Consider the following 19,263-nt stretch of genomic DNA (forward strand, 5'->3'; position numbering starts at 1 on the left):
CTAAAGCGTTTGCAAATGCTTGCTAGAACAGGGCGAAATGTGCGGGCAGTCGCACTCCATGCGAGTGCGTGGTTTGAAAGGCTTCGAGTGTTTAGTCATGACGGTGTGTTTGATGTCGCACTCCAAGCGAGTGCCAATGTTATGGTTTACTATGAGTAGAAAGCCTTGATAGAATGGGGTTTTTAAAGGGTTAGTTAACGTCCCGAGATCATCTTGGGGACGAAATGTGGACGGTTTCTAGATATGGTTTTTGGTCGATCTCCTAATCGATCAAATTCTGAGGCTACCTGCTCTGACATGCTCTCGATCACGTGGCTATGCGTGGTCTGGAGCATTTTTTCATTTTTGTTGCCTAAGCGTTCGGCAACTGCTTTAGCAGGTGTACCACTTTCCAATAGGAACATGGCTGATGTGAGACAATGGAGCTATCACCGTCAGAATTAAGGGAAATGAATAGTCCGTATCCCTAAAATTATGGTAAACTATGTTAAAATGTGGTGTGGAGGGGACGTGCTTTGTGGGTGGTGGCATCTAACGGCTCAAGTGAATTGGATATATCAATCGGTTTGCCTCTAGGGCTCGGATTTTTAGCTGTGGTTGTATTAATAATTTTTTTTGGAATAAGAATTTCCATAAATGCGAAAAAGAAACGGCAACAATTTTATTCTGAAAGAGGAATACTGGAGACGAGCAGTGCGCACCATTTACATGGATTGCCTATAGCCGAAAAGTCACAATGTGTTATTACACTGTATAATGACCGCGTGTCAATAGAGGGTGGGGGGACAACATTTAATATCCTGCTATCCCAACTATTGGCTGTTGAAATTAAAACAGACATAGAAATTGCACATCAAGTTCATAGTAGTGCAGCAAAAGGTATTGCTGGAGGGCTTTTGTTTGGTTCAGTGGGTGCAGTCGTTGGCTCGCGCGCAACTAGTAAAAAGGTCAGAACTGTCGAAAATTACTTAATTCTCAATTTCAAAAACTCATCAGGGGAAATAGCGGCCATTGTATTCCAAGATGATATTTCAAATGGGCACACACGAAAATTGATCAGATTACTGCAGCCCATGATTAAAACTAATGAACAGCACATTGTGCAATTGTAGTAGTTGGAAAAAAACGCCCTTATTACGTGCTGGCCCCCAAAAGTTAGAGCAATAAAACTAACTTTTGGGGGCCAGCACGATAGTGGACTCTAAAAACTAAAAGGGACACAATCACTGTGATCCCTTTTAGTTTTTAGTGGTTCAAGAGCTAAGCCGCCGCTTGCTGAATCGAAACAATCCTAATACGGACCGTTCCAGCAGGAGTCTCCAGATCAAGCTCGCTGTGTAGTGAAGTGAGCAGCAGCTGGCGACCGACTGGCGATAACAGTGAAATTTTTCCCTGCTCAGGGTTCGCTTCGTGCGGCAGGACGATGCAATACTGATCAATGAAACCATCATCTACGTACTCAATTTCTATCATATGATGCAGCAGGACATGCTGCTGACTCGGCGGTTCATGCAGTGCAAGAAGGCTTTTAATGTGCCGAATATATTGATCAAGCAGCTGCTCCAGCCGCTTGTGCTCGATATCATGCATAAGCATATATTGCTCCACGTGATGGCTTCGAATCTCCTCCAGTTGAAGGAGCTGCTCATGCATATGGCGCTTCTCTACATTCCAATCGGAACTATGGCTCATAGTAGATTTCACCCCCGATCTCTACCCGATAGAGGATGAAGCTTGGATTGCATACTGTCATAGAAATCCCTCCTTAGCATAATAGACCCTGGCCGAACGACTGGGTCTCTCATCATCTTAACATGGAAAAAAAATAAGTCCATCTCATCCAGCATTATCCAATGTTTTTCTCATTTTTTTCTCAGAAAGGCTAAAATCCCCTCTAATTTTTATGAAAACGCTCAATTTTTCGAAATTTTTTTCGGGATTTTGTACAAGCAGAAAATTAGTCCTTTTTAGCCATGGATGAATGGCGACAAACTCAATTCTATCAAGGGATTGCAATACTAATCCTGAAATTCCCAAGCAAAAAATATAGCGATTGTAACACTTTGAAAAATTCATGAAAACTTCATCTATGAGATAACCCTAATGAAAATTAGCAAAAATGCTGTGCTATAATGCTTAACAGACCTAGACCTCGAGCAATTTCAAGTAAAATGATCGGGAGGACTTATGTTAAAAATGATGATGAAAGTAAGCAGATTTAGCGTGCTAGCGGTGCTAGTGATGACTCTACTTACCGTAGTTCCGTTATCAGCATTCGCAACGGCATCACGTGAAGTTGATAATTCCAAAGTTGTACTAGACAATAACTCAATTGAGCTTAGCTCACCACTACATATGGTGAACGGTAGATTGTTTATACCAGTGAGCGTGGTTGCTAAAGCATTGAGTGCATCTGTTGAATGGGATGCAGCAGCGCAAGAAGCTGTGATTACAACCAAAAGCTCAGATACGGTCATTTTAGGTGACGGTGTACCGACTGTATATTTCAATGATCAACGTTATGTTTTAGAAGCGGTGCCTTATTTGGTAGATGGTAGATTGTATGTGCCAGTCCGTTATGTAGCTGAGTTTCTACATGCAGAATTCGCTTGGGATTCAGAGACGCAAACATTGACCTTGAATAGCGTACCGCTTGAAGAGGTTAGTGAGGATAACACATTAGCCGACATTGCCGCTAGACATGGCTTGTCGCAGGCTCAGGTCGTGAAACGCAACGGTTTCTCTTCGAAGGAATCGATTAATAATGGGATGAAGCTGGCTGTTATTATACCGTCTGTGCTCGAAAACAAGGCTAAGCCTTTTTCAGATGCAGAATATCAGCTGCTTGCTAAGCTCGTTCAGGTTGAATCAGGCTATGAATCCTATGAAGGTCAATTGGCTGTAGCCAATGTTATTTTGAATCGTGTCGCACACTCTGGTTTTCCAAATACGATTCGGGATGTGATCTATTCGGGCAAGCAATTCCCGCCAGCTCACAATGGTCTGCTAGATCGCAGTACTCCGAACAAAAGTGTATTAAAAGCAACGAAGGATGCACTCAATGGCAAAAACAACGTTGAGGGTGCGGTATATTTCTTCAATCCGAAATACTCTACAGGCTCGTTCTGGAACAGCCTGACGGTTGTCGCAACGATCGGCAATCATCGTTTTGCCAAGTAATGATACGCATTTGCAATGATAATCTAGCAGGATCGCGGTATGTTGAATCATATCTGCGATGCTGCTTTTTTGTTGTTCATGGATCGGAGTCGTTATACGCCGTTTTAAGACGCAGAACCAGATGTCCGTAAAACAATGCGGCAACAAGTGTACAATGTCTAGAATCGCCTTATAGCGTCTCTTAGCTCATGTGTAATCGTACAAGTGAGTGGAAATAGAAAAAAGCAATGATCGGATACGGATCTGATCATTGCGGGACAATGTAGTGTCAGGTTCCTTGTTCGTAGAAACTTATGACAAAATCCATCACAAGCTGTCACAGTTAGCCTTCAGTGTGCGCATTGGAAAATTTCAAGATGTGGTACCACATGTAGACGGATGTCCTTGGACGGAAGAATTCCATACGAATCATATGATCATCGTAACGAAAATCAAGCTTGTTGTTCATATGAATGTTAAGCTCTTCAATTCTATCAATCGTGAATGAAATCGGATCGCTGTCCTCGCTAGGGGTGTAGAGCATATAGCTTTTATGCCAGGTAATATATCCGCGAGACAGCTTCATGAACGGATTGTCATGCTCGTCGGACACAAGCAGCTTAACCTCTGTTCTGAGCGCCTTATGCCAAGCAGTCTGAACGGCTGGTTCAAGCAGATTTTTTTTCGTGAATTGAAGCTGCCATATATTCCATTCATGCACATATTGAAAGTAAAGCGGCTTATGGCTTGGCTCAAAAAATCCGAATTCATTATAAATGACGCTGTAACCGCAGGCCTTGCAGCTAAAGCTGGAAGCTTCTGAGTACATTCTGCCAATCGCTTTGCAGGACGGGCATACATAGAGGAGCCGTTCCAGATAGTTGGCAAGACGCTCGCCTTGGAATGCCAGCTTGTGTTTTTGCTGCCAAGCCATTTCGTCATGGGCAAGTGCTGCCGTAATGTGTTGATGAACCGATTCGATGGAAACATCCTTGAAGTCATCGACATCCCACTTTTTTTCGAGAGACAGCGTAATTTTACCGATACGGTCTGAATCTGCCCACCTGGGATGAGTCAGATAGCCGCCCTTTATCATCCCGATTACAACCGGAATATTGAGCAGCTTGACAAGCTTGGCTGTAGCGTATACGATCGACTCGGTTTGTCCATCCCAGCAGCGGTTGCCTTCGGGGAAAATACCGATTACGCGATTATGATTTTTAGCTTCAAGCATCGTGCTTGTATCGTTTCTTGCTTTTGTTTTTGGGATAGCGCCAGTGTAATTCAGTACTTTTTTTAGCAGCGGGTGCTTAAATAATGGAGCTGCTGCAACAAAGCATATAGGCTCCTTAACATAGCTGTTTATAATGAGGGGGTCCCAATGATTTGTATGGTTGGATAGAATCATGTAAGGGGGCTTTAGATGAAGGGTATCGTTGCGAACAACCTCGATTCGATACTTACGCCTGAGATAAGCTTTAATTGGCGATAAAACCAACATCCGTTCAAGCCAGCTTGGTTTTCGTTTTATACTCATGTCATCACCACTGATATTTGGAATCAACTAGCTAAGATGATATCAAACAAATTGATGCTGTGTCGAGAAACCTCGAAACTTATTTTTGTGAAACAAGCTGCTCGCTTCAATTTCTAATGCGGTATTATGTTAATATTACCATTACATGCAGATAGAAGTTAAGATCAGCGTATCCAACCACCACATTGCTATTCGAGCGGCGCATATTCTGATCATTGATTAGCAAGTCTAAACGTAAGCATTTTGTTTTCGTATGACCATTGAAGGGAGTCACATAGCAGCATGGACTGGATAAAAGTAACGACGATGGACGAGCTGAAGCAAGCGAAGGCTATTCGTCATCAAGTATTTGTATTGGAGCAGGGCGTAAGCGAGGAGCTCGAGCACGACCAGTATGACACACTTTCAGATCAATGTGTACATATTCTACTGCGTGATGATGATACATTCGTCGGTACAGGTCGAATCCGCATCGTTAGCGAGGAGGTTGGCAAGCTTGAGCGGATCTGCGTACTGGAGGAAGCGAGAGGAAAAGGAGCGGGCGCCATTATTATGCACGGGCTGGAAGCACTAGCGAAGCAGCAAGGATTGCAAACGGTGAAGCTGGGTGCTCAGGTTCAGGCACAGGGCTTCTATGAAAAGCTCGGCTATAAGCAAATATCTGAGCCTTTCGAGGATGCTGGCATTATGCATGTGATGATGAGCAAGACGTTGTAAACCGAGCATAGGTCTAACGCAGCTTAAGCAGGTAGTCTAAGTGCTGTGCTGAGAGGAATACTCTGTATAAATTGGAGTGAATAACTCTGAATGAATTACAAACAAGAGCCCAAGCGATAGGATTCACGCTTAGGCTCTTGTTTTTTACTGTCTACTGCTCATGCAGTACAAGGCGAGCTTAATTACAGCTTTAGGCTTTCCAGCACATCATCAATAATTTGACTATTGGCAATAGGACCTGTATAGAGCCAGCTTTTTTCTGGACCAAACTCGTGTACGTTGCCATTTTTAACAGCCTCGATAGTTTGCCAGATCGGATCTTTAAGCGCTTCGGAGCCTGCTTGCACATCGCTATTAACTAAGAAAATATGATCAGCATCAAGCTCTGCCAAAGCCTCCATAGATACAGATTTCCAGATGCCGCCCTCACTTTGTGATATTGTTTTTACAAGCTCTGGTACTGCAAAGCCCAGCTCGTTATACAGCACCGCACCGCTGGATTCGCCTTCGCTAACCATCCAGAATGTACCGCCAACTAGCCATATCGCGGCAGCAGATGGCGCTCCACCAGCCGCAGCCAGCTTTTCTTTTGCAGCCTTAGCCTTGTTCTCGTAATCTGCAAGTACGGCTTCAGCCTCGGCTTCTTTGCCGACAACCTTACCGATTTCAAGCAGAGCCTTTCTCCAATCCGCGTTGATTTCCGCACCAAGCGCATAGGTTGGAGCAATCATATTGTAGGAATTGTATTTATCACTGGCAATCAAGCTTTCATCGCCAATAATGATCAGGTCAGGATCATGGCTTGTTACGACCTCAAAAGGAATATCATGCGGCACGAGCGGCAGGCCTTCAAGCTCATATTGCAGATATCTCATCGGTGAGTTTGATACAGACCATTGCGCGACTGGCTTAATGCCTAATGCGACAAGGTAATCCTCCAAATATGTAGCAATAATGCGCTGTGGCTGCGCAGGCACGGTTACCGTATGTCCAAGCGGATCGGTAAGTGTGCGTTCTGTTGCTTCGTCAGAATTAGCATCTGGAGCTTGTGTTGCTTCTTGTCCTGTGGAGTTGTTCGCTCCACCATTGGTAGCGTTATTCGTATCGTTCGTGCTGCCGCATGCAGCAAGCAATGACAGCATAAGAACGAGACTAAGTGTAATGAGTAAACGTTGAGCATGCATTTTCTTTATTTCCCCCTATTGTGTTGTTGATACAAGTGATAAGGATTATCATTATCACAAACATCATAGTATTGCAGCAGGTAGATGTCTATGTCATATAGTCATAAGTTTCATGCACAATTAGACATCTTCGCATCATTTCACTTGCTGTGATAAGAACATGTGACGCTGAAGCTCAAGCTGCTGATATAGAGAGTATACGTCGTTGGCGTGAAAGACACGGCGATCAATCATATAGATCCGGTTGTTCGTATAAGCTGCAAGCTCCGACCAGATCGGATGAGCAAGCCAGCGATGAGCAAGCGCTTGACCTTCTTCATCAAAGTTATAGCTTATAATCATATGATCAGCAGCATAATCAGGGAGCTGGTCAGGATTGATTCGAAGGATATGTCCTTTGCCGATCACTTCCTGCTGCACAGAAGGAGGGGGGCTGAAGCCCATTCCTTCATATAAATTATATCCTCCCCTACCATGAAACTCGTTAAACACCCAAATATGCTGCTCAGACAATTCATACAGGCCTACCGTTTCGTGGGGCTTAATGATAGTGGCCAGCTCTTTTTTAATCGCTGCTGCGCGCTGATTATACTTCATCATAAAAGCATCGGCCTCCTGGCGTCGATCAAGCAGCTCAGCAAGATGCTTGAAGCGTTCGAAGGGGTTGCCGTACGGCACAATAATAGTTGGTGCGACCTTCTGCAGCTCATTGATTATGCCAGGCTCTAGCCATTTCGGTACAATAATGAGCTCGGGCTCCAGTGCAATGACAGCATCAATATTGCTGCGCCCAACGTCCGTGACACCGCCGAGCTGATGCTGCAGCAGCTCCAATTGACCGAGGCTGTAAAAGTAAGAGGCGCCAATCGGCTTGATTCCGAGTGCAAGGACGTTACCTACCCAATCATAGACGACGATTCGTTTAATGGATTTCGCATATTGCGTTGGTGACATACCCGTGTGCTGTTTGAATTTGCGGCTTAAGTACAAGCCGTTCGAATAGCCGATTTGCTGCGCGATCGCATCGAGATTCATCGTAGTCAGCAGCAATAGCTCCTTGGCCTTGCGGATACGTATATTCGTCAGGTATTCAATGAAATTTTCGCCTGTTTCTCCCTTGAACACCTTCGTAAAAAAGCGAGGGTGGAAGCCAGCCAGCTTCGCCATTGCATCGCGAGAAAGCTCTCCCTTATAATGCTCCTGCATGTAGCTGATCACATACGCAATCCGATTGCGATGATCGGCTGGCGAGCTGGTTTGCTCTGACTGCTGATGCATTAAGGCAGGAAGGAGCTCGTACAAGAGACGCTGCTGCTCTAGTTCTTTCCACTCCTGTTCATAGGTTTGATCTTCTAGTGCGCACAGCTTCTTCATAATGCTATTGATTGGCAAATAGGAGAAAGGGTATATTTCACCATCGGGAAGCCAAACCTGATCGTAGTCCAGGTAACGCGTGCCGTGCTCCTGATCCTTGATTCGCTCGATCATGTGAAACGATAGCAGATAAAAATACAGATCCGCATGTGCGATGCTGTGGATTTCAATTAATTGACCGCTATTGATGACATAGATGGCTCCAGCCTCAAGCATAACCTTCTGCTCATTAATGCTTAGCTCTCCCTTGCCTTCAATCACGTGCAGGATATGGTAGGCATCAAGCCAGCGGCGAAGATGCTTGTCCGCGGCAAGCAGCGTAATTTGCTCAATCTTGTCATAAGAATACAGCAGCGTTTTCATAGTAATCTCCTTCTTATATTCATTCATGATCGTTTGTGCATCATGCACAGCACTTTTGTGTATTGCGGTTTGGCGTTCAGCTACCTAAAATTGTATTGATAATTATTCTCAAATAGAGTATAACACAATTAAACGACTGTACATATTGCTAGATTGATTAAGTTGTTAACGAATTGGAGAACAAGAGATGTCAGATTATAAGGCATTGCATCAGGCTCAGCAGCAGCTTAAGCGCCGACCAAGGGCAGCGGCTCTTGTCATGCTGGGCGGATTTTTTCTATTGATTGTTCTATTAATAAGCTCCATATCGCTTGGAGTAGCGAATATTACGCTGCAAGGCGTATGGGATGCAATATTTCATTTTCAACCAGAAAACAACCATCATCAAATTATCCGTGAGCTTCGCATTCCGCGTGTGCTTGCAGGGGCGTTGATTGGCGCAAGCTTCGCAGTAGCGGGGGCGCTTATGCAAGGAATGTCGCGAAATCCGTTGGCAGATTCGGGCATTTTAGGCATAAATGCCGGAGCGGCATTTATGCTCACGCTATGCTTTGCCTTCTTTCCAGCGACTTCCTCCTTTCTCATTATGCTGTTTTCTTTCGCAGGAGCAGCGATCAGTGTTGCTATCGTATATGGCATTGGCAACGTTTCGCTTGGAGGTCTGACCCCGGCGCGTATGGTGCTGGCAGGGACGACGATCAGCGCCTTATTCGGGGCGCTTGGCGAAGGGGTGTCGTTATATTTTCAGATCGGCCAAAATATATCCTATTGGTATGCTGGTGGGCTGGCTAATACAAGCTGGGAGAAGCTTGTGCACATGGCGCCGTGGATGATAGGAGCCTTACTGGCTTCCATTGTGCTGTCGCGCTCCATTACGATTCTGAGCATGGGAGAGGATGTTGCAGCAGGACTTGGCGTCAATACGCAGCGGATCAAGCTGGTTGCGATGCTGCTTGTGCTCATATTGGCAGGGGCATCCGTATCTATCGTTGGTGCAATAGGCTTTATCGGGCTGATTATTCCGCACGTGACCCGCGCGCTCGTTGGGGTGGATTATCGTCTCATTATCCCTTGCTCCGCAATACTGGGCGGAGTGCTGGTGGTCGGCAGCGACCTTGCTGCCCGGCTTATTCATCCTCCTTACGAAACACCAATTGGCGCGATTACTGCGCTGCTTGGCGTCCCTTTCTTCCTGTACTTAGCACGTAAGGAAAGGAGAGGGCTGTAATGAAGCATGGACTGAATAAGCAAGATCCATCATCACCAGGCATAGAGCGTCGATTTATGATTGTTCTGTTTACAGTACTTGCGCTCATTGTCGTTATGCTGCTAACCAGCATCAACACGGGCATTGTAACGCTGACACCAGTGGAAGTGCTGAAAACTCTGCTTGGACAAGGAACGGACAGACAAGAGCTTGTGCTGTTCCAGTTTCGCTTGCCGCGCATCGTCATTGCTATGCTCGTAGGTGCTGGACTCGCTGTATCGGGAGGGGTGCTGCAAGGCATTACGCGCAACCCGCTGGCTGAGCCTGCGATTCTAGGGATCAATGCAGGAGCAGGCCTAATGGTGACGTTATTCGTAGCATTCTTTCCTGTTGCCAGCGGCATGCCGATCTACGCACTGCCATTATTGGCACTGACTGGTGGTGGCGTGACAGCTGCTATTATATTTGGGCTGTCTTATTCAAGAAGCGAAGGATTGCTGACCACGCGCATGCTGCTTGTCGGGATTGGCGTTGCTGCTGCAATTAGTGCGGTTATGCTTCTTCTAACGCTTGGCATGCATCCGGATAAATATCAATTTGTCGTGTCATGGCTCGCTGGCAGCATCTGGGGAACGAACTGGACCTTTGTGCTAGCCTTGCTGCCGTGGCTGCTGATTTTACTGCCATATGTGTATAGCAAATCACAAACGTTGAATATCCTGTCACTGGGGGAGCAGATGGCAACCGGTCTTGGTGCTTCTGTTACGCGGGAGCAGATAATGCTGCTTGCCGCGGCCGTAGGACTTGCAGCATCTTCGGTTTCAGTGAGCGGCGGAATAGGCTTTGTCGGTCTGGTTGCTCCGCATCTAGCCCGGCAGCTCGTAGGACCGAGACATCAGCTGCAGCTTCCTGTTGCAGCATGTATCGGCGCACTGCTCGTTCTGACAGCAGATATGCTTGCACGCTGGATTTTACAGCCAACTGAGCTGGCAACAGGTGTTGTTGTGGCGATCATTGGTGCGCCTTATTTCTTGTATTTGCTTGCGAAAACCAGAGTATAAGCGGCATAGATTACAAGCCTCTATAGCTCGACGCTTACATCAACGCGACTTAACTTGTGAATTTAATTCGTGAATAAACGTGCACTTGCGCGTATAAAACCAGTATAAAAACCCGTATAAAGCCTCTGGGCACAGAACGAATCTATGAGTTGGGTGAGAGTCCAACAAGCGGATAGCGTTCGTGCTTCAGGGGTTTTTATGTTGAATGACAAATGTAACTATTTTTGAACAATGAGTATGGCATAATGGTAGCAAAAGGAAAGGGTGTGTACGATGACGATTGCAGCGATGCGAGATGTAGTGAAACGATATGGCTCATATGTAGCGCTTGATTGTATTGATCTTGACATAAAGAAAGGCGAAGTGATCGGGTTGCTTGGTCCTAACGGGGCAGGTAAAACCACCTTGATCCAAACGCTTACAGGCATGAAGGCTTTTGATCGTGGGAGCGTGGAGCTTTTTGGTCAGTCGAAAAATCCTTTTTCCAATCAGAATAAGGAAAAGCTCGGACTCGTGACGCAGGAGATCACGGTTTATGACGAGTTGACCGCAAAAGAAAATCTTGAGTTTTTTGCTGGTGTGTACGGGCTCAAAGGAACGCAGAAGAAGCAGAGAGTTGCTGAAGCGCTGGAGTTTGTGGGCTTGTCAGATCAGGCGAACAAGCTGCCTGCCAAGTTTTCTGGGGGAATGAAGCGCAGGCTGAACATTGCCTGTGCGCTAACGCATCGCCCTCAGTTTCTCATTATGGATGAGCCTACCGTTGGGATCGATCCGCAGTCTCGCAATCATATACTCGAAGGCGTGAAGACACTGCGCGATCAGGGCACAACCATCTTATATACGACCCACTACATGGAGGAGGTTCAGGCGATTGCTTCGAGAGTAATCATTATGGACCAAGGCCAAATTATTAAGGAGGGTACAATCGAGGAGCTTATCCAGACGATTCAGCATGAGGAAAAACTGAAAATCGACGTAACGGATCCAGATAAAATTCCTGTAGCAAGCCTGGAGAACATAGCTGGCGTGAAAAAGGTGATTGCAACGGGCAACAGCGTAACGATCATTTCAGCAGCGGGCTCGGGTAATTTGGATCGCATTCTCTCGCTTGTGAAGGAGCATGCGGGTGTAATGGGCATACAGGCAGATCGACCTAATTTGGAGGATGTGTTTTTCACGCTAACTGGCAAAAGGCTTAGAGATAAGGAGGGGGCGTAATGCGCGTTCTATCTACGGTTAGATTTACACTGCTTAGAATGATGAGATATTATATCGTGTTATTGCTGCTGCTGGTCGTTCCGATTGCGCTTCTTACGTTCTTTTCTTGGATTCTCTCGGGAGCTGTCATGGATAATGGAGAGCCTTATATCAATGATACAGCGCTCAGTCTGGTGCTTTGCTTTCAACTGTTTGGCGGCTCTGTGGTGATGTCTATGATCCATAGTGACTTCTTCACGGAGAATAGAATCAGAATACATGTGCTGCCCTTCAATCATACGCTATATGCCTTTTCTATCATGCTATGCGGAACGCTATATTCGGTTATGCTTGGCGTAATTCAGATGGCGTATACCGAGTTTGTTCTAGGCGTCCAGTGGCATAGCTGGCTGTGGATGGTGTACCTGATCACACTGATGTCGCTGCTATCTAGCATTGTGTGCTTAATCTTCACATTTATGGTCAAAAGCTTCAAACTCGCGGAACGATTAAGCGAAATCTACGGGGTTGGCTTTGTTGTGCTGGCGGGATTGTTTTTCCCGCTGCCGGATCATCCTGTGTTTAACTTCCTGGGCTCGTATGGAAATCCTCTAACGCTATCAACAGGAGCCATTCGTGAAATGAGTCGCAGCCATACAGGAGAGGCGTGGCTTCAAGCTAATATTTTGCTGATCACCATCGTTGTGCTGTTCATCGTCATGCTCGTTGTTGGGAGGAGGAGAATGGCGCGTGACCATTTTTAGGTTTGCATTAAAAAGAAGCTTTAGCAATAAAACGAATATAATCTTCCTCACGCTGCTCCCATTAGCCTGTTTATGGTTGCCTAAAGGAGAGTATTGGCCGTTGCTTCCTTATGGCTATCAATACTTTGGCATACTGCTATTATTCGTTGGGATTCGGTTAGCCTCCGTTATACTTGAGGATCGGGCCAAAGGCGTGGTGAAACGCCTCGCTGTTGCGCCGCTCAGCCACTGGCAGTACTTGTCTCAAAATCTTGCAGCTTATGCCGTGATTATGGTGATTCAATGTGCAATCGTCGTATATGGCGGCGTACTAATCGGTGTAGAGCTATATAAGCCGAACTGGCTTATGCTGCTCTATGTCTCCTATAGTGTGACCTCGATAGCTATTGCGTTGGCTTGGATTTCTGTTTATCGTAGTAAGGAAGCGGCATTTCTTGTCTATATGTCTACGGTTGTGCTCCTCGCTCTATTAGGCGGGCAGCTCATTCCGCTATACATGTTTCCTGAAGCGTTGCAGCGTATTGCGATTCTGTTTCCCACCTATTGGCTTGATCAAGGACTTGCATGGGTGGCCCGCGGCGAGCAGATTAGCGAATTTATGTTGATTAATGGCGTGCTATGGTTATACGCTATTGTTTTTTTTATACTGGGAAGTACAAGAAAAATCCATTAATAATGAGAAGGAGCTGATGAAGACGATCAAGGAACCTAACTTCTATATACATGGCTGGCGCTTTCTATCTATCGGTCTGCTTGTTTATTTCTGGAGCGTCGGTCAATCGTCAATCAGCTCCTTTATATTGATTCTCGTGCTGCTCGTGATGGCGAGCCTGCGCTGGCGTTTCAGTCTACCGATATGGACGGTTTTGCTGGACATGCTGGTCTGCTTATTATTGCTCCCCTATACAGACATTCATGCTTATGGCTTGGCGCTGCCTATCTTCGAGCTTGCCGTAAGAGGCAGGTGGATCTTTGCCATCGCTTCCATGCTCTTGTACCTGTCGTTTCCTTATCCTGCCTCATCAACAAGCTTGGTTATATGGGTATATGTAACAGCGTTCTTTTTTGGCATGTTTTCCTGCAGCATGCTAAAGGCTCGGCACATGTATTTGGCTGAGGCTGATGAACAGCGCAAAGCGCGGGCAGAACAGGAGCGGATTAAGCTGGATCTGCTTGAGGCCAATCATACGGCTGTTCAGCATGCAGAACTAATGGAACGATATCGGATATCGAGGCAGCTTCATGATCATCTCGGGCATGACTTAACAGGTGCATTGCTTGCCTTGCAGGCCTATGAATATGCACAGGATTCGGAGGAAGGCAAGCAGCTTCTGCATGATGTGAAGCATCGTCTGGAGCGTAGTACGGTCAGCTTGCGGGAAGCCGTGCATAACGTAACGCCTACAGCATACATTGGCATAGAACGGCTGGAACATATTATTCGAAACTTTCAGCCGCTGGATATCGGGTTTCAGAAGTCAGGCGACATGCTGCTTATTTCAGCGCATATATGGGCGCTGCTTGAGGCTTGCTTGAAGGAAGCGCTGACGAATGTGGCGAGACATAGCAATGCGACGAGCGTCAAAATAAATTTGCAGGTAACAGAATCGATTGCAAGACTGCTGATTCACGATAATGGTTCTGCCGCGACACGCAATCATACGGGAAGCGGGCTGAGAGGTCTGAAGATGAGGGCGCGTGCGATGGGTGGCAGTTTATCGATTAATCAAGAGGATGGCTTCATGCTCGTCATGGTTATACCTTTAGAAAAGGGGGGGTAGTATGAAGCTGTTAATCGTCGATGATGATCCGCTTGTTTGCCAAAGCTTGAGGCTATTGCTGGGCAAGGAAGAAGATTTCGAGGTGATTGGTGCTGCACGAAACGGAGAAGAAGCAGTTGCGTTTTGCAGAAGAGAATCGCCAGACATCGTATTAATGGATATTCAAATGCCCGTGATGGACGGTATCGAAAGCACGAAAATAATTAAACACGAGCAGCCCTCCGTTCACATTTTAATGCTAACGACGTTCAAGGATGAAAAAAATATTCGACTAGCCTTGCAGGCGGGCGCCGAAGGCTACTTGCTTAAGTCTTCTTCGATTGATAAGATGGCTGCTCAGATTAGAGCATTAATGTCGGGGATGATGGTATTGCATCCAGATGTTTTGAAAACAATTATTGAGCCTGAGCGAAAGATGATTGAAGGACTGACCAAAAGAGAGCTGGATATCGTGGAGTGCGTAGCACAGGGCTTGTCCAATAAAGAAATCGGAGAGCAGCTCGCCTTAAGCGATGGCACGGTACGCAATATGCTAACCGTTATTTTGGATAAATTAGAGCTTCGGGATCGGACGCAGCTCGCCATCTATTATTGGCAGAGGCATGAAGCATAGATTGCATTGCGGCTTAACGCGTTCAATGTGAGGGCATGCCGTTAAGGAGAAAGTAGCCTGCATCATAGGGGATAAAAGGGGGAGATAGGATGGATCAAGGGTTTATCGCATTTGATGCCTTGCATGTGAGCTGGTTGCTTGCGATTGCCATAGGAGTAGCTGCTGTAACATATGGCTATGTGAAGGCATTGGAATCAGCACGCGCTTGGATCAAGCGAGTATTAGCTTATTCAATTCTCCTTGCAGAAGGGGTGAAGCTGCTTGTTGTATGGCAGCTCGGCAAGCCGCTGCTGTTTTACATTCCGATCCATCTTTGCGGTCTTGCGATTGTCTTGCTTATGCTTCATGCTTATCGTCCATTTGCCCTGGTTAATGAAATCTTGTTCAGCCTGACGCTGCCTGGTGCACTGATTGCACTGCTGTTTCCAGGCTGGACCGACGAGACTGCAATGGGCTTTCTGCATATTCACTCGTTTGTGTATCATGGCATTATTACGGCATACCCGATTATGCTGCTTGCATCTGGCGAGCTGAAGCCGCAGGCAAGGCAGCTGTGGAAGGTCGGCCTATTTCTGCTCGTTGTCATTCCGCTAACGTACCAGTTTAATGCCGCTGTCGGCACGAACTATATGTTTCTAAACCGTCCGATTGCCAATTCACCGCTTATGCTCATCTATGAAACGTTCGGAGAGCGCGGCTATATATGGGGGTTGGTGCTTGTAGCTGCTATAATGTGGGTTATTCTGTACGGCGGTTATGCGATGGTACGAGCAGCGTATAAACATAGACGAAAACTGTCGAATAGCTAGGCGATCGACAGTTTTTAATCGTCACGTTATGAATCATTATTGCTCGAATTGATCCGATATGAACGCTTCTTACGTCAATCGAATCAATTGTAATGATAGGGTGAACGTTGTGATCACGGCTAGTTGAAATAAGCTTTAATCAAAATGATACAGATACAAGTCTTCCAAATTAGGTCTCGCCTCTTGCACCTGGTAGCCCTCTGGCGCCTGATCGCTTACCACTCTGGCCCAAATGCCGCGGCTGTCGTTGGAAATATTGCTGATGCGGTACTTTTCCTGCAGCTTGTTGATTGCCTCGGAATCTGTCACATTCACCTCAAACACATGCCCTTCCATCGATTTCAGCAAATGCGTAGGCTCATCCTTCATAATCAGCTTGCCTTTTTTTAATAAAATGACTTCCTTCGCAATACATTCAATATCCGTCACAACGTGTGTGGCTACGAGTACAATTTTATTGAGTGCAATGGTAGCGATAAAGTTGCGAATGTTAATACGCTCTTTCGGATCAAGCCCTGCTGTTGGTTCATCTAAAATGAGTATCGCCGGATCATTAAGCAAAGCCTGGGCGATGAGTATTCGCTGCTTCATCCCGCCAGAATAAGAAGACAGCCGTTTATGTGCATGCTCCTGCAAATTTACAACGTTCAGCAGGGTAGTGATAGAGGCTTGAGCTTGCTTTCTAGACAACCCTTTCATCGCAGCCATATACCATAAAAATCTTGTTCCGGTAAAATCATCATACAGCTGCTGTTGCTGTGGCATATAGCCAAGCACCTCACGGTATTGCCGTCCAAGCTTCGTAATATCGACATCGTTATAAGAGATGGTCCCGCGGTCAGCCTTCAAATTTCCAACTAGTAAATTGATTAACGTTGATTTTCCAGCACCATTAGGGCCGAGCAAGCCGTAAACCCCAGGTGTCAGCTCCAGCTCAATGCCATCAAGCGCCTTAATCTTTCCTTTTTGATAGCTTTTGCTTACCTCGTCAATATGCAGCTTCAATCCAGCTCAGCCTCCTTCACGGTATGCTTGTTTATATGTTTACTGAATAATCTGCTGTTCCACAGTTTACCATCTACATAATAATTCCAAGCTGCTGCATAGCAAAGCGTGATGAACAGAACGAGTGCTGCCATATACCCAACCAACTCACCGATTTGCTGATAAGGTAGCGTAACATATAAAACCTGCGGGTAATGCAGGGTATACGTTGCAACCTCGTAATAGCCAAGCCAAGTAGCGAAGGTCGGACAAAGCACGAGAACGAGACCAGCGAGCAAGGTGAGAGAAAATTTTTTAAGTAAATGGGAAAGAAGCAGCACGACCAGACTAATTGCAACAACGCTTAACCATTGCGTAATGCTTGTTAAAATTGCTAATTGCTTTAAGGTGATCGCTATATCTAATTCACCATATTGTCTTAAGCTCTGAATCGGAGCTTGCCAATCGATCTGTGGATAATGACGCCATGTATTTACATATTGGGGAATATAAATACATGCCAGCAGTATGCTTGAAATAGCTAGTCCATACAACCAAACGAGATGAAACCATTGTTTTTTCCCTCGCTTGGTTGTTTTGAGCAGGTTCACGACTTGATTGCGTTGATCGATTGTATAGCTGCTTGCCAGATACAAGGTTAGCAGCAGGACGACAATCATGGCATTGATTTGATCGCGATTTACATTTTTGAATAAATAGTCAGCAGAGATCAGATTAACCAAATAGCCTTCGATATCCTTCGTCTGTTCTAGGGTGAGTAAATAGCGATACTGAGAATAGATGTCAGAGAAGGCTCGTTCTTTTAATGAAAGCTGATCCAGCTCGTATTGTGCGTCCAGATAGTGCTCAAAACTGATTTCACCAGCTTCATACTGCTTCTTGATTCGCTCTGACTCTAGCCCAGTCGTTTGCAAACGATGCATTTCCTGCTCAATAAACGTGATCTTCTCTTCTGTAAGCGGGCCGCCTAATTGCTTCATATATTCGTTGTAGTAGTACTGGTCATGAGTCATAGTCATTTTTGCGCCGTTCATATCCTGTATACATATGAATATGGCGACAGCCACGATCACCCAGCCTCTAGCAGACAGCAGCTGCTTCTTCATTTCATGCCAGCTATTTGAAACACTTCGATTGCTGCGATCCGTCAGCTTCGTGATTTTCTCTAGTATGGTTCTCACGAATAAGAAGCCGCTGCCTAGCTGGACATTCATCCTTACAAAAGCGACGTAAGAAGCAAACGTGAACAGGATGATTGCTAATCCGACTACAGCAATAGCCACAACCTCGCGCTTCACAGGATATCCCCATACGTTTAAATTCACATAGCTCGTGAGCATATGTGAAATATCCAGAAATGAAACGATATTAATGTACTTCAACCCATTCAAGTAGGATGCAGGATGAATGAATCGGTAGGCCATATAGCTGAAGCTAAACACTAGAGCTAGAATGAGAACGGATTGGCTAAGATTCTGAAACAGAAGGAAGAACATCGCGACCAATAAGGATAGCATGATACATATTATTAATTTGCCAATGAGAAACGATATTAAATATTCATGAACCGTTAAGGGCAGATGTGCAAACTTGAAGGCGCCAATTGATTGAATATAGCGTGAGTCATCGCCAAAGCCATACAACGTATGAGCAAGCAGCATAATTGAGCCATAAAACAAGAATGAAAGGACTAGCGTAACACCTGTTAGTACTTGAATTTTAGCTGTGAACAATTGTGCTCGACCGCGCTTCATACTGCGCAGCAGCATAAGCTGGCCTTGTTCACGCTCGGTGCTGAATAGAAAGATGCTTAGCATAAGCACGATAGTAAGCATAATTACGTCTGTATTGCGAAACTTCGTACTGGAAACTACACCGTAATCCAGGCTAAGCTGCAGCGGCAGATTTTTAACATCAGCAAAATCCTTCGGGGTTTTCACGATATTGCGATATGAAAAGCTATCCGGCTTGTTAAATATCGAGTGCTTGAGCATGTTTTCAGCCTGAACTTCTATTTGCGTGACATATTCCGGATGCTCGATAAGCGCTTCGAGATGCTCAAGGATGGTATAGTTGAATGCAGTGTGACGAAGCAGCTTCGCCTCATCATTCCAATACTCGCTTTCAGGAAATAACGAACCATATTGTTGATAATTGATATCGGCTTCAAATATGCGCGCCAGCTCTGGATCGTTCGCTTGCTGAATCGCGAGATAAGACTGAAAGCCGCTTAGCTTAGCACGATTCTCTGTCGCTTGAATGTAGGCCTGTTCGAGCGGAAGATCACGGAATTGTGCCTCGAAGGTTGTATACTCTTCACGATGCTCAATAATCGCTCGATTCATTTTCAACTCCTGCTGAACATAAATCAAGCAATTGCTAAATAGTAGAATCGGAATAAGCACAAGAATAATCTTCTTCTTGCCTAGCTTTAATAGCTCATAAAGTAGTAGCTTCATTGGATATCCCTACTTCATCATAGATTGCAATCT

At 45.6% G+C, this 19,263-nt stretch carries 18 protein-coding genes; 11 read left to right on the forward strand and 7 right to left on the reverse strand.

The window, feature by feature from the left end; genetic code table 11:
* Positions 1 to 515: 515 nt before the first annotated feature.
* On the forward strand, positions 516 to 1,112 hold the full coding sequence (locus ACFP56_RS14255) for a hypothetical protein (protein ID WP_379235616.1): 597 nt from the start codon (positions 516 to 518) through the stop codon (positions 1,110 to 1,112).
* Between the two features lie 148 nt (positions 1,113 to 1,260).
* Here the strand turns inward: ACFP56_RS14255 and ACFP56_RS14260 are convergent, their stop codons facing one another.
* Positions 1,261 to 1,692 (reverse strand): GreA/GreB family elongation factor, encoded by a 432-nt coding sequence (locus ACFP56_RS14260; RefSeq protein ID WP_379235618.1) that lies wholly within the window; start codon positions 1,690 to 1,692, stop codon positions 1,261 to 1,263.
* Between the two features lie 144 nt (positions 1,693 to 1,836).
* Positions 1,837 to 2,076, reverse strand: a complete 240-nt coding sequence (locus ACFP56_RS14265) for a hypothetical protein (RefSeq protein ID WP_379235620.1) — start codon at positions 2,074 to 2,076, stop codon at positions 1,837 to 1,839.
* Positions 2,077 to 2,187: 111 nt separating this feature from the next.
* Here ACFP56_RS14265 and ACFP56_RS14270 point away from each other — a divergent pair, with 111 nt between their 5' ends.
* Positions 2,188 to 3,180, forward strand: coding sequence for a cell wall hydrolase (locus ACFP56_RS14270; protein ID WP_379235622.1), 993 nt, complete (start codon positions 2,188 to 2,190; stop codon positions 3,178 to 3,180).
* A gap of 322 nt (positions 3,181 to 3,502) precedes the next feature.
* Here ACFP56_RS14270 and ACFP56_RS14275 read toward each other — a convergent pair whose 3' ends face one another.
* Entirely contained in the window at positions 3,503 to 4,696 is a 1,194-nt protein-coding gene (locus tag ACFP56_RS14275) for a lysophospholipid acyltransferase family protein (RefSeq protein WP_379235624.1), read from the reverse strand.
* 282 nt (positions 4,697 to 4,978) lie between these two features.
* On the opposite strand from ACFP56_RS14275, the gene ACFP56_RS14280 reads away from it, so the two are divergent.
* Positions 4,979 to 5,413, forward strand: a complete 435-nt coding sequence (locus ACFP56_RS14280) for a GNAT family N-acetyltransferase (RefSeq protein ID WP_379235626.1) — start codon at positions 4,979 to 4,981, stop codon at positions 5,411 to 5,413.
* Positions 5,414 to 5,595: 182 nt separating this feature from the next.
* On the opposite strand, the gene ACFP56_RS14285 is transcribed toward ACFP56_RS14280, so the two are convergent.
* Both ACFP56_RS14285 and ACFP56_RS14290 read right to left on the reverse strand, forming a co-directional pair.
* A complete protein-coding gene (locus ACFP56_RS14285) occupies positions 5,596 to 6,597 on the reverse strand; it encodes an ABC transporter substrate-binding protein (protein ID WP_379235628.1) in 1,002 nt (333 codons plus the stop codon).
* A 135-nt stretch (positions 6,598 to 6,732) separates the two neighbouring features.
* Entirely contained in the window at positions 6,733 to 8,334 is a 1,602-nt protein-coding gene (locus ACFP56_RS14290; RefSeq protein WP_379235630.1) for a helix-turn-helix domain-containing protein, read from the reverse strand.
* 187 nt (positions 8,335 to 8,521) lie between these two features.
* On the opposite strand from ACFP56_RS14290, the gene ACFP56_RS14295 reads away from it, so the two are divergent.
* The 8 genes from ACFP56_RS14295 (at position 8,522) to ACFP56_RS14330 (ending at position 15,766) form a co-directional block, all read left to right on the forward strand.
* Entirely contained in the window at positions 8,522 to 9,562 is a 1,041-nt protein-coding gene (locus tag ACFP56_RS14295) for a FecCD family ABC transporter permease (RefSeq protein ID WP_379235632.1), read from the forward strand.
* The gene (locus ACFP56_RS14300; protein ID WP_379235634.1) at positions 9,562 to 10,602 is read left to right on the forward strand and encodes a FecCD family ABC transporter permease; all 1,041 of its coding nucleotides are present in this window, start codon (positions 9,562 to 9,564) and stop codon (positions 10,600 to 10,602) included. The genes ACFP56_RS14295 and ACFP56_RS14300 overlap by 1 nt, the downstream gene beginning before the upstream one ends.
* Before the next feature lie 273 nt (positions 10,603 to 10,875).
* Positions 10,876 to 11,820, forward strand: a complete 945-nt coding sequence (locus ACFP56_RS14305; protein ID WP_379235636.1) for an ABC transporter ATP-binding protein — start codon at positions 10,876 to 10,878, stop codon at positions 11,818 to 11,820.
* Positions 11,820 to 12,563 (forward strand): ABC transporter permease, encoded by a 744-nt coding sequence (locus ACFP56_RS14310; protein WP_379235638.1) that lies wholly within the window; start codon positions 11,820 to 11,822, stop codon positions 12,561 to 12,563. The genes ACFP56_RS14305 and ACFP56_RS14310 overlap by 1 nt, the downstream gene beginning before the upstream one ends.
* Positions 12,550 to 13,236 (forward strand): ABC transporter permease, encoded by a 687-nt coding sequence (locus tag ACFP56_RS14315; protein WP_379235640.1) that lies wholly within the window; start codon positions 12,550 to 12,552, stop codon positions 13,234 to 13,236. The genes ACFP56_RS14310 and ACFP56_RS14315 overlap by 14 nt, the downstream gene beginning before the upstream one ends.
* A 16-nt stretch (positions 13,237 to 13,252) precedes the next feature.
* The gene (locus ACFP56_RS14320) at positions 13,253 to 14,344 is read left to right on the forward strand and encodes a sensor histidine kinase (RefSeq protein WP_379235642.1); all 1,092 of its coding nucleotides are present in this window, start codon (positions 13,253 to 13,255) and stop codon (positions 14,342 to 14,344) included.
* 1 nt (position 14,345) lies between these two features.
* Complete coding sequence (locus ACFP56_RS14325; protein WP_379235644.1) at positions 14,346 to 14,957, forward strand: response regulator transcription factor; 612 nt, start codon at positions 14,346 to 14,348, stop codon at positions 14,955 to 14,957.
* 89 nt (positions 14,958 to 15,046) lie between these two features.
* Positions 15,047 to 15,766 (forward strand): YwaF family protein, encoded by a 720-nt coding sequence (locus ACFP56_RS14330; RefSeq protein ID WP_379235646.1) that lies wholly within the window; start codon positions 15,047 to 15,049, stop codon positions 15,764 to 15,766.
* 135 nt (positions 15,767 to 15,901) lie between these two features.
* Here ACFP56_RS14330 and ACFP56_RS14335 read toward each other — a convergent pair whose 3' ends face one another.
* Both ACFP56_RS14335 and ACFP56_RS14340 read right to left on the reverse strand, forming a co-directional pair.
* A complete protein-coding gene (locus ACFP56_RS14335; protein ID WP_379235648.1) occupies positions 15,902 to 16,771 on the reverse strand; it encodes an ATP-binding cassette domain-containing protein in 870 nt (289 codons plus the stop codon).
* A complete protein-coding gene (locus ACFP56_RS14340) occupies positions 16,768 to 19,230 on the reverse strand; it encodes a hypothetical protein (RefSeq protein WP_379235650.1) in 2,463 nt (820 codons plus the stop codon). Before ACFP56_RS14340 ends, ACFP56_RS14335 begins: the two co-directional genes overlap by 4 nt.
* Positions 19,231 to 19,263: the final 33 nt, after the last annotated feature.

Source organism: Paenibacillus septentrionalis (assembly GCF_042659865.1).
GTDB classification, from domain to species: Bacteria; Bacillota; Bacilli; order Paenibacillales; family Paenibacillaceae; genus Pristimantibacillus; species Pristimantibacillus septentrionalis.

What these genes read in the sequence shown, in the direction of transcription:
- ACFP56_RS14295 (WP_379235632.1), top strand. Translation starts at nt 8,522, where the DNA reads ATGTCAGATTATAAGGCATTGCATCAGGCTCAGCAGCAGCTTAAGCGC.
- ACFP56_RS14270 (WP_379235622.1), top strand. Translation starts at nt 2,188, where the DNA reads ATGTTAAAAATGATGATGAAAGTAAGCAGATTTAGCGTGCTAGCGGTG.
- ACFP56_RS14275 (WP_379235624.1), bottom strand. Translation starts at nt 4,696, where the DNA reads ATGAGTATAAAACGAAAACCAAGCTGGCTTGAACGGATGTTGGTTTTA.
- ACFP56_RS14325 (WP_379235644.1), top strand. Translation starts at nt 14,346, where the DNA reads ATGAAGCTGTTAATCGTCGATGATGATCCGCTTGTTTGCCAAAGCTTG.
- ACFP56_RS14280 (WP_379235626.1), top strand. Translation starts at nt 4,979, where the DNA reads ATGGACTGGATAAAAGTAACGACGATGGACGAGCTGAAGCAAGCGAAG.
- ACFP56_RS14300 (WP_379235634.1), top strand. Translation starts at nt 9,562, where the DNA reads ATGAAGCATGGACTGAATAAGCAAGATCCATCATCACCAGGCATAGAG.
- ACFP56_RS14330 (WP_379235646.1), top strand. Translation starts at nt 15,047, where the DNA reads ATGGATCAAGGGTTTATCGCATTTGATGCCTTGCATGTGAGCTGGTTG.
- ACFP56_RS14305 (WP_379235636.1), top strand. Translation starts at nt 10,876, where the DNA reads ATGACGATTGCAGCGATGCGAGATGTAGTGAAACGATATGGCTCATAT.
- ACFP56_RS14320 (WP_379235642.1), top strand. Translation starts at nt 13,253, where the DNA reads ATGAAGACGATCAAGGAACCTAACTTCTATATACATGGCTGGCGCTTT.
- ACFP56_RS14265 (WP_379235620.1), bottom strand. Translation starts at nt 2,076, where the DNA reads ATGAATTTTTCAAAGTGTTACAATCGCTATATTTTTTGCTTGGGAATT.
- ACFP56_RS14310 (WP_379235638.1), top strand. Translation starts at nt 11,820, where the DNA reads ATGCGCGTTCTATCTACGGTTAGATTTACACTGCTTAGAATGATGAGA.
- ACFP56_RS14285 (WP_379235628.1), bottom strand. Translation starts at nt 6,597, where the DNA reads ATGCATGCTCAACGTTTACTCATTACACTTAGTCTCGTTCTTATGCTG.
- ACFP56_RS14260 (WP_379235618.1), bottom strand. Translation starts at nt 1,692, where the DNA reads ATGAGCCATAGTTCCGATTGGAATGTAGAGAAGCGCCATATGCATGAG.
- ACFP56_RS14340 (WP_379235650.1), bottom strand. Translation starts at nt 19,230, where the DNA reads ATGAAGCTACTACTTTATGAGCTATTAAAGCTAGGCAAGAAGAAGATT.
- ACFP56_RS14290 (WP_379235630.1), bottom strand. Translation starts at nt 8,334, where the DNA reads ATGAAAACGCTGCTGTATTCTTATGACAAGATTGAGCAAATTACGCTG.